The sequence below is a fragment of the Aquiflexum sp. genome (assembly GCF_041751335.1).
Lineage (GTDB): Bacteria > Bacteroidota > Bacteroidia > Cytophagales > Cyclobacteriaceae > Aquiflexum.
In genome coordinates, this window is record NZ_JBGSXS010000138.1 from 64,250 (window position 1) to 70,894 (window position 6,645).

Sequence of the window (6,645 nt, forward strand, 5' to 3'; positions counted from 1 at the left end):
AATTTTGGGGTCGGTTCGTCCTAACCTCTTCGAGAAGTTTATGGAAAAAATTGACATTGTTTCAGAAATTTCAAAAACAACCTAATTCAAGATTTGTATGAAAAGATTAATAAATTATTTAGGCCTCTGTGCATTAGGATTAGTCCTGAGTTGGACTATATCCTCTCCTCTGAAAGCCCAAACGGAGCCACAGGGCCATTTGATGTCAGTCACGGAATTTACTGTAAAGCCTGGCCATGAGATGCAGTTTAGGGAAGGCATCAAAGCCTGGAAGGCCTGTTACCTTGAAAATAAAGGAGAATGGACCTGGAGGCTTTGGAATAGACAGCAAGGCGAAGGTAACGTCTATGTCCTAGCATCCGATATGGCCAACTGGGCTGAAATGGATAAAACTGATGAGAAGGGAAAAAATTGTCAAATGCTTGCCATGAACATGATCAATCCCCATGTCGAAAAAGCCACAAACCATATTACCCGAATTCAACCGGAAATCAGTAATAACAACCCTTTGGAAGGAGAAATCATCCGAGTTGGATTTTATAAACTGAATACTGTTCATGGTTATAAAATGATGGAAGTGGTAAAAGAGGTCGAAGCTATCCGTAAAAAAGCGGGTATAAGCATCCCTGGATATTGGTATAGCTGGGTAACAGCAGATCCCGAAAGTCCCGATTATCATGTAGTAACAGGCTACAAAGATTTTGCAGCTATGGATATTGTCCAAGAAGGTGTATGGCAAACAGTTGAAAAAACCGCTGGAAAAGCCAAAAGGGATGAACTTCAGGCAGCTTTTCGCTCATCCCTTGAAAGTTCATGGACCTACATCTACAAGTTGGACAAAGACCTCAGCAGGCCAAGTAAGTAATTAAAAACATTGAATAACCCTTATTGAATGAATAAAGATAATGTTAGTTGATAAAAATTGGGCGGCGGCAATTAGGGTAAACTTTTTGCCAATGCCCGATTTTTTTATTTAAATAAATTAGACGAAAATTATGACAGTTCAAGTTGTCCCCTCCAGTCTTAAACCCATTCAGGCGACAGACAGAATCGCTTCTCTAGACATTATGCGGGGGATAGTCCTTTGCGGAATATTGATCATGAACATCAATGGATTTGGCTTGGCATTTGGGTACAATAACCCTTCCATATTAGGCGGAGATAAGGGATTGAACCTTTACACCTGGATGGCGACGAATCTACTATTTGAGGGAACGATGCGGGCATTGTTTTCTTTACTTTTTGGAGTCGGCATGTTTATTTTTTTGGATAGGATAGTGAAAAAAGGTGCTGGGATCAATGCTGCTGATATTTATTTTCGCCGGATAACCTGGCTACTGGTTTTTGGATTAATCCATGGGTATTTACTCTTGTGGGTTGGCGAGATTCTTTACAACTATGCGCTGATGGGATTTTTGGTCTATTCTTTCCGGCAAATGGTCCCAAAGAAACTGATTATCACAGGACTTTTGCTTTTCTGTATCGGAACCGGGTGGAATTATTATGAATACCAAAAAGATAAAGAATGGTTTTCCAAAGTTCAGCAAGCGGAGGTTTCAATTGCTTCCAGCCAAGAATTGACAAATGAATTGAAGTCAGCAAAAGATTCCTGGGAAAAACGGGAGGCTAAAAACTCACCTGAAGCTACTGAAAAGTTTATTGAAGAAATGCAAAAAGGATATTTTTCAGTTGTCAAACACCTTGGACCCATCATGTATGATTTTAATGTCACCGACCCCTACAGGGGAGACCTTTGGGATGTATTGAGCATGATGTTAATTGGGATAGCATTGTTTAAATGGGGATTGCTTTCAGGTGAAAAACCTGCATCTAAATATTGGCTTATGGTGGGCATTGGGTATCCAATTGGGATTGCGATCAACTACTATGAGATGCAGCTGATTTTGGATGCTGAATTTTCCACGCTTTCATTTAGTCAGTCTAATATTACCTATTACTGGGGGAGATTTTTTGTGGCGATGGCACACGTTGGTTTGATCATGCTGTTTTGCAAATCTCCTTTATTTGCCTGGTTGAAAACATCCCTTGCCGCAGTGGGCAAAATGGCACTTACCAATTACATGATGCACTCGGTGATCTGCATGTTTATTTTCACCGGAGTAGGCTTTGGTCTCTTTGGTCAATTGGAGCGTTTTGAACTGTTGTATGTGGTTTTCTCCATCTGGATTGTCCAGTTGATTGTGAGCCCGATTTGGTTACGGTATTATCATTTTGGCCCTATGGAGTGGGTGTGGAGAAGTTTGAGTTATCGACAAAAGCCACCGTTTAGGAAAGAGAATAATTCAGGTCATCCTCTTGGGAGAATGAAGGTTATACATGATTAAACCCCTCCAAAAAAACAATCCAAATCAGTTCGAATTTTGAATCAACCATAATTTCCCATTTTCATTGGGGAAATAAATGCATGCATTGGGACAGTATATATACCGCTTCGTCCTTGATGCTTTTCTATTAAAAGGAATAAAAATTAACTTCTGTAATTATAAAAAAATCATACTAGGTCAAACAAAGAATTTTTATCCAAAACTGGCAAAATGATACACATAACACATTAAGAGCTTGACACACAACTAGGGCTATTAGTGATCTTCCGATCTATAGACCCACATCTGAGGGAATGGAAGCGATAATGGCAGGACAATAATAGTTTAAGAAAAAAGGGGAAAGCCGAAAACCGCCTAGAGTAGGCATTAAACAACAAAAACAATGAACAAAAAAAACTATTTCCGCATTGCAACAGCATGTATCACTCTTTCTCTATTCAGTGTTGCCTGCACACCCGCTCCCAAAGAAGCGACTGCACCCGAAGTAATGACTGTACCAGTAGCCCCAGCACCGGATATGGCTGCCATCAAAGCTGAAATCCAAGCCTTGGAAAATGCTTGGGCTGCTGCTGATAATGCCGGTGATGTCGCAGCCTTGCTAGCCCTCTATGCTGACGACGCCGTGAGTATGGGTGGAGATACGCCTATGACTGTTGGCAAAGCAGCCATTCAAAAGGAGATTGAAGCAAGTATGGCTTCCAGACCTGCAGGGTCTACTGTCAAATATGAAGTTTTGGATGTTTTTGGTAACGAAAACACAGTTACTGAAGTAGGAAAAACCACTAGAATGGATGCTTCCGGAAAAGTCATTTCTACAGGTAAGTATATGGCTATCTGGGAAAAACGTGATGGCAAATATCTCTGTGTAAGGGATATCGGCAATAACGACTCAAAGGAAAATTAGTCTCTTTCAGTCAATTCTATCATTTAGAAAACTGGGGGGCTTTTCGAAATGTTCCCCCAGTCTTCCATTCTCAGTGAAAAATCTTAAAAGAATAGAATGAAACAGGCAGGCCGAAAACTGTGAAGAGTAGGCAAAATTTTAAATAAAAAAACAATGGCAACATATGTATTTCGTCACAAAGTAGGTGATATCGATGCTTGGCTAAAAGGCCATGAGGACCGGGTAAGATTATTCGCACCTGCATCCAATGGATTCAGAACTTTTCAGGATGCTGATGATCCCAAGTCCATATTGTTAGTAGTGGATAGCGATGATATCGAGAAATTAGGTGCAATTATCAATGACCCTAAAATCCAGCATATCAAAGATACCCATACGGTACTGGAACCCATTACCATGTCCCTAGAAGTAAAATTGTAAGTGGCATCAAGGGTGGTGTACGTTAGTCCAAACGAGCATTACCCTTAATTATTCGAACAAATCAATTTGGTCAACCTATCTCACATGAAATTGAGATAAATATTAAAACCTATATAAAATGAAGACTTTGATATGGTTAATACTTTTATCTATTTTAATTACACCATCCTTTTCCCAAGGAGTAATTCAAGGTAAAGTTCATGATTCACAGGCCAAAGAAATGTCCTTTGCCAATGTCTTACTTTGGAACAAGCCTGATTCCGCTATGGTCAAAGGGGTTGTTTCCGATGAATCCGGTAACTTTATTTTCAAGGAGATACCCAAAGGAGAATATTATGTGGAAGTACATATCCTGGGATATGCCAAAACCCATTCACCGGTGTTCAGTTTTTTGGGAACAGAAAAAAATAATCTGGCAACAATCATTTTGGTTCAGGAAGACCAAAATCTGGACGAGGTAACGGTAGTTGCCACCCGGCCATTTTTTGAACTCGAACAGGGGAAAATGGTAGTCAATGTGGCCAACAGCATTTCCGCTGCGGGATTATCGGTCATCGATGTGCTGGATAGATCTCCCGGTGTAATGGTAAACAGGCAGAGCAATTCCTTATCGGTTTTAGGAAAAAACGGTGTGGTTATTTTAATGAACGGTCATAGGTTTAGGATGCCCATGGAAGCTGCCTATCAGATGCTGGCAGGTCTCAATTCCAGTGATGTCGAAAAGATCGAAATCATTACTGTCCCCCCTGCCAACTATGATGCTGACGGTGATGCGGGATTTATCAATATCGTGATGAAAAAAGACAATGACATGATAGGTACTAATGGTATCCTGACCATAGGCCAAGGCTATGGATCTGGCTATAATGGTAACATGAGCTTCAGCCTCAACCATCAGGGTCCCAAATTCAGTTGGTTTGGGATTTTGTCTGCAACTTATGTCGATCAGGTTCAGGAATGGGAAGCCTTTAGAGGTAACAACAACGGATTTGAAGACATAGGTATCGAAACAACCACCGATCGTTTTGGCACAAGAAAAGCCATCAATTATCAGGCTGGATTTGATTATAAATTAACAACCAATACCATCCTCAGTGGTTTGGTCAGTGGTTATAATAACCGGTGGGATATGACTGCACCCAATGTTACCAAATCCAGTTATTCCATTTCCCCGGATACCCTTGTCAGGATGACAACGATTGAAGAGAACTACTGGAGCCATATCATGGGCAATATCAATCTTCAGCATACCTTCCAGAACGGGCAGGTTATCAGTACCAATATAGATTACCTTACCTACAAAAACTCCAATCCATCCTGGTATACCATTATGAATTATAATGAATCCAATGATTTGATCAGTTCGGAGGAATTCAGAATAACCAAAGACACTCCCATTGACCTTTGGGTGACAGACCTCAACCATTCCATGAAAATGGGGAAATCAGTAGCTATTGAATCAGGTCTCCGGGCTACTTTTTCAAAATTCACCAATACGGTGGTCTTCGAGGAAAAATTGGGATCAGATTGGCTGATTGACCCCAAATTCACCAATGACGGCCTTCTCAATGAGGATATAATGGCCGCTTTTTCAACCGCAAAAATTGATTTTGACGAAAAGACTACCTTAAATGCAGGAGTCAGGTATGAAAACACCAAAACCAACCTGACGACCGTTTCTGGAGAGAAAATCGTTGACAGGCATTACGGGGATTTCTTTCCTACGGCATTTTTATCCAGAAAAATCAATGCCGACAACTTGGTACAGGTGTCTTACGGGCGCAGGATTACAAGGCCCACTTTCAATCAGATGGCGCCCTTTGTGTTTTTTTCTGATCCTTTTACATTTTTCGCTGGAAATGAAAACATTTTGCCTACCTACACCAATACCTTCAAAACAGATTATTCCTATAAGAGTATGCTATTTTTTGTACAGTACAGCCAGGACAAAAATGTAATCGCATCTTTCCAACCTACCCTCGATGAAGAAAGCAATACGGTGTTTTTAAGAACGGAAAATCTTGACCAAAGACAGACTGTTGCCATGATGGTTGCTTTCCCTTTAAAAATAACTTCATGGTGGGAAACCCAAAACAATTTCACGGCCAATTATCAAAGAGTCAATTCAGAGTTGAATGGAGAGATTTATGAAGTTGACCAGAAAGGTATTCAGGTGGTGCTGACCAATACTTTCGCCCTTCCCAAAAAATACACCATTGAGTTGATGGGCAATTATAATTCGCCCACTATCAATGGCTATTTCAATTGGCTTTCCCGGGGCTTTGTCAATCTCGGAATCCAAAAAGACTTTGAAAAGTCTGGGGTGTTGAGGGTATCCTGCAATGATATTTTTGAAACCAGTCAATTTAGATGGCAATCATTTGAGGGTGCTGATTTGGATTTCTCCGGCAGGTTGAAGTTTGAGAAAAGAGTATTCATGGCTACCTACACCTACAAGTTTGGTAACAGCAAAATCAAAGGAACAAGGGACAGAAAAGTAGGATCCCAAGAGGAACAGAGAAGGGTTACCAATTGATCATTTTTTCCTTGGGAAAATAAATCCATGCATTGGGACAAAAAAGGGGTTGTTTCGTCCTTGATCGGTTTCATTTAAAAAATTGAAAGGTTAATTTTTAATATGATTTATTGCTGAAAGTCAGATCATTAAATTCGTCATTTTTTATAAAATCAAAAAATATACTAACCATATAAAAGATTCCTATGAAATCAGAAAAACCAGAGTACTTCTGCTTGAGACCTGAAGTGGAAAAAGCCTACGGATATTCCCATGCCGTCAAGATTGGGAACAGCATCAAAGTCTCCGGTGCAGTCAGTATGGACGATGAAGGTGGTCCGACCGCAGTGGGCGATTTTCTCCAACAGATGAAAAACTGCTATTCCGATCTGGAAAAAGTGCTGAAACACTATGGATGCAGCTTTGAAGATGTAGTGGTGGAGAATGTATTTACGACAGAT

General features: G+C 40.4%; 6 protein-coding genes. All 6 read left to right on the forward strand.

The genetic code is table 11. The features are described 5' to 3' along the window. The first annotated feature begins 97 nt into the window (after nucleotides 1-97). Complete coding sequence (locus ACEW8U_RS07660) at nucleotides 98-865, forward strand: hypothetical protein (protein ID WP_373521448.1); 768 nt, start codon at nucleotides 98-100, stop codon at nucleotides 863-865. 130 nt (nucleotides 866-995) lie between these two features. After that, nucleotides 996-2,345, forward strand: coding sequence for a DUF418 domain-containing protein (locus ACEW8U_RS07665; RefSeq protein WP_373521449.1), 1,350 nt, complete (start codon nucleotides 996-998; stop codon nucleotides 2,343-2,345). 382 nt (nucleotides 2,346-2,727) lie between these two features. Beyond that, on the forward strand, nucleotides 2,728-3,249 hold the full coding sequence (locus tag ACEW8U_RS07670) for an SgcJ/EcaC family oxidoreductase (RefSeq protein WP_373521450.1): 522 nt from the start codon (nucleotides 2,728-2,730) through the stop codon (nucleotides 3,247-3,249). Between the two features lie 153 nt (nucleotides 3,250-3,402). Then, nucleotides 3,403-3,669, forward strand: a complete 267-nt coding sequence (locus ACEW8U_RS07675; protein ID WP_373521451.1) for a hypothetical protein — start codon at nucleotides 3,403-3,405, stop codon at nucleotides 3,667-3,669. A 118-nt stretch (nucleotides 3,670-3,787) separates the two neighbouring features. After that, a complete protein-coding gene (locus ACEW8U_RS07680) occupies nucleotides 3,788-6,205 on the forward strand; it encodes an outer membrane beta-barrel protein (protein WP_373521452.1) in 2,418 nt (805 codons plus the stop codon). A 185-nt stretch (nucleotides 6,206-6,390) separates the two neighbouring features. Next, nucleotides 6,391-6,645: RidA family protein (locus ACEW8U_RS07685; RefSeq protein WP_373521453.1), on the forward strand; the 255-nt coding region annotated here is incomplete at its 3' end.

Excerpts from the sequence above, each read along its gene's own strand:
- ACEW8U_RS07675 (WP_373521451.1), top strand. The coding sequence starts at position 3,403 with ATGGCAACATATGTATTTCGTCACAAAGTAGGTGATATCGATGCTTGG.
- ACEW8U_RS07665 (WP_373521449.1), top strand. The coding sequence starts at position 996 with ATGACAGTTCAAGTTGTCCCCTCCAGTCTTAAACCCATTCAGGCGACA.
- ACEW8U_RS07670 (WP_373521450.1), top strand. The coding sequence starts at position 2,728 with ATGAACAAAAAAAACTATTTCCGCATTGCAACAGCATGTATCACTCTT.
- ACEW8U_RS07680 (WP_373521452.1), top strand. The coding sequence starts at position 3,788 with ATGAAGACTTTGATATGGTTAATACTTTTATCTATTTTAATTACACCA.
- ACEW8U_RS07660 (WP_373521448.1), top strand. The coding sequence starts at position 98 with ATGAAAAGATTAATAAATTATTTAGGCCTCTGTGCATTAGGATTAGTC.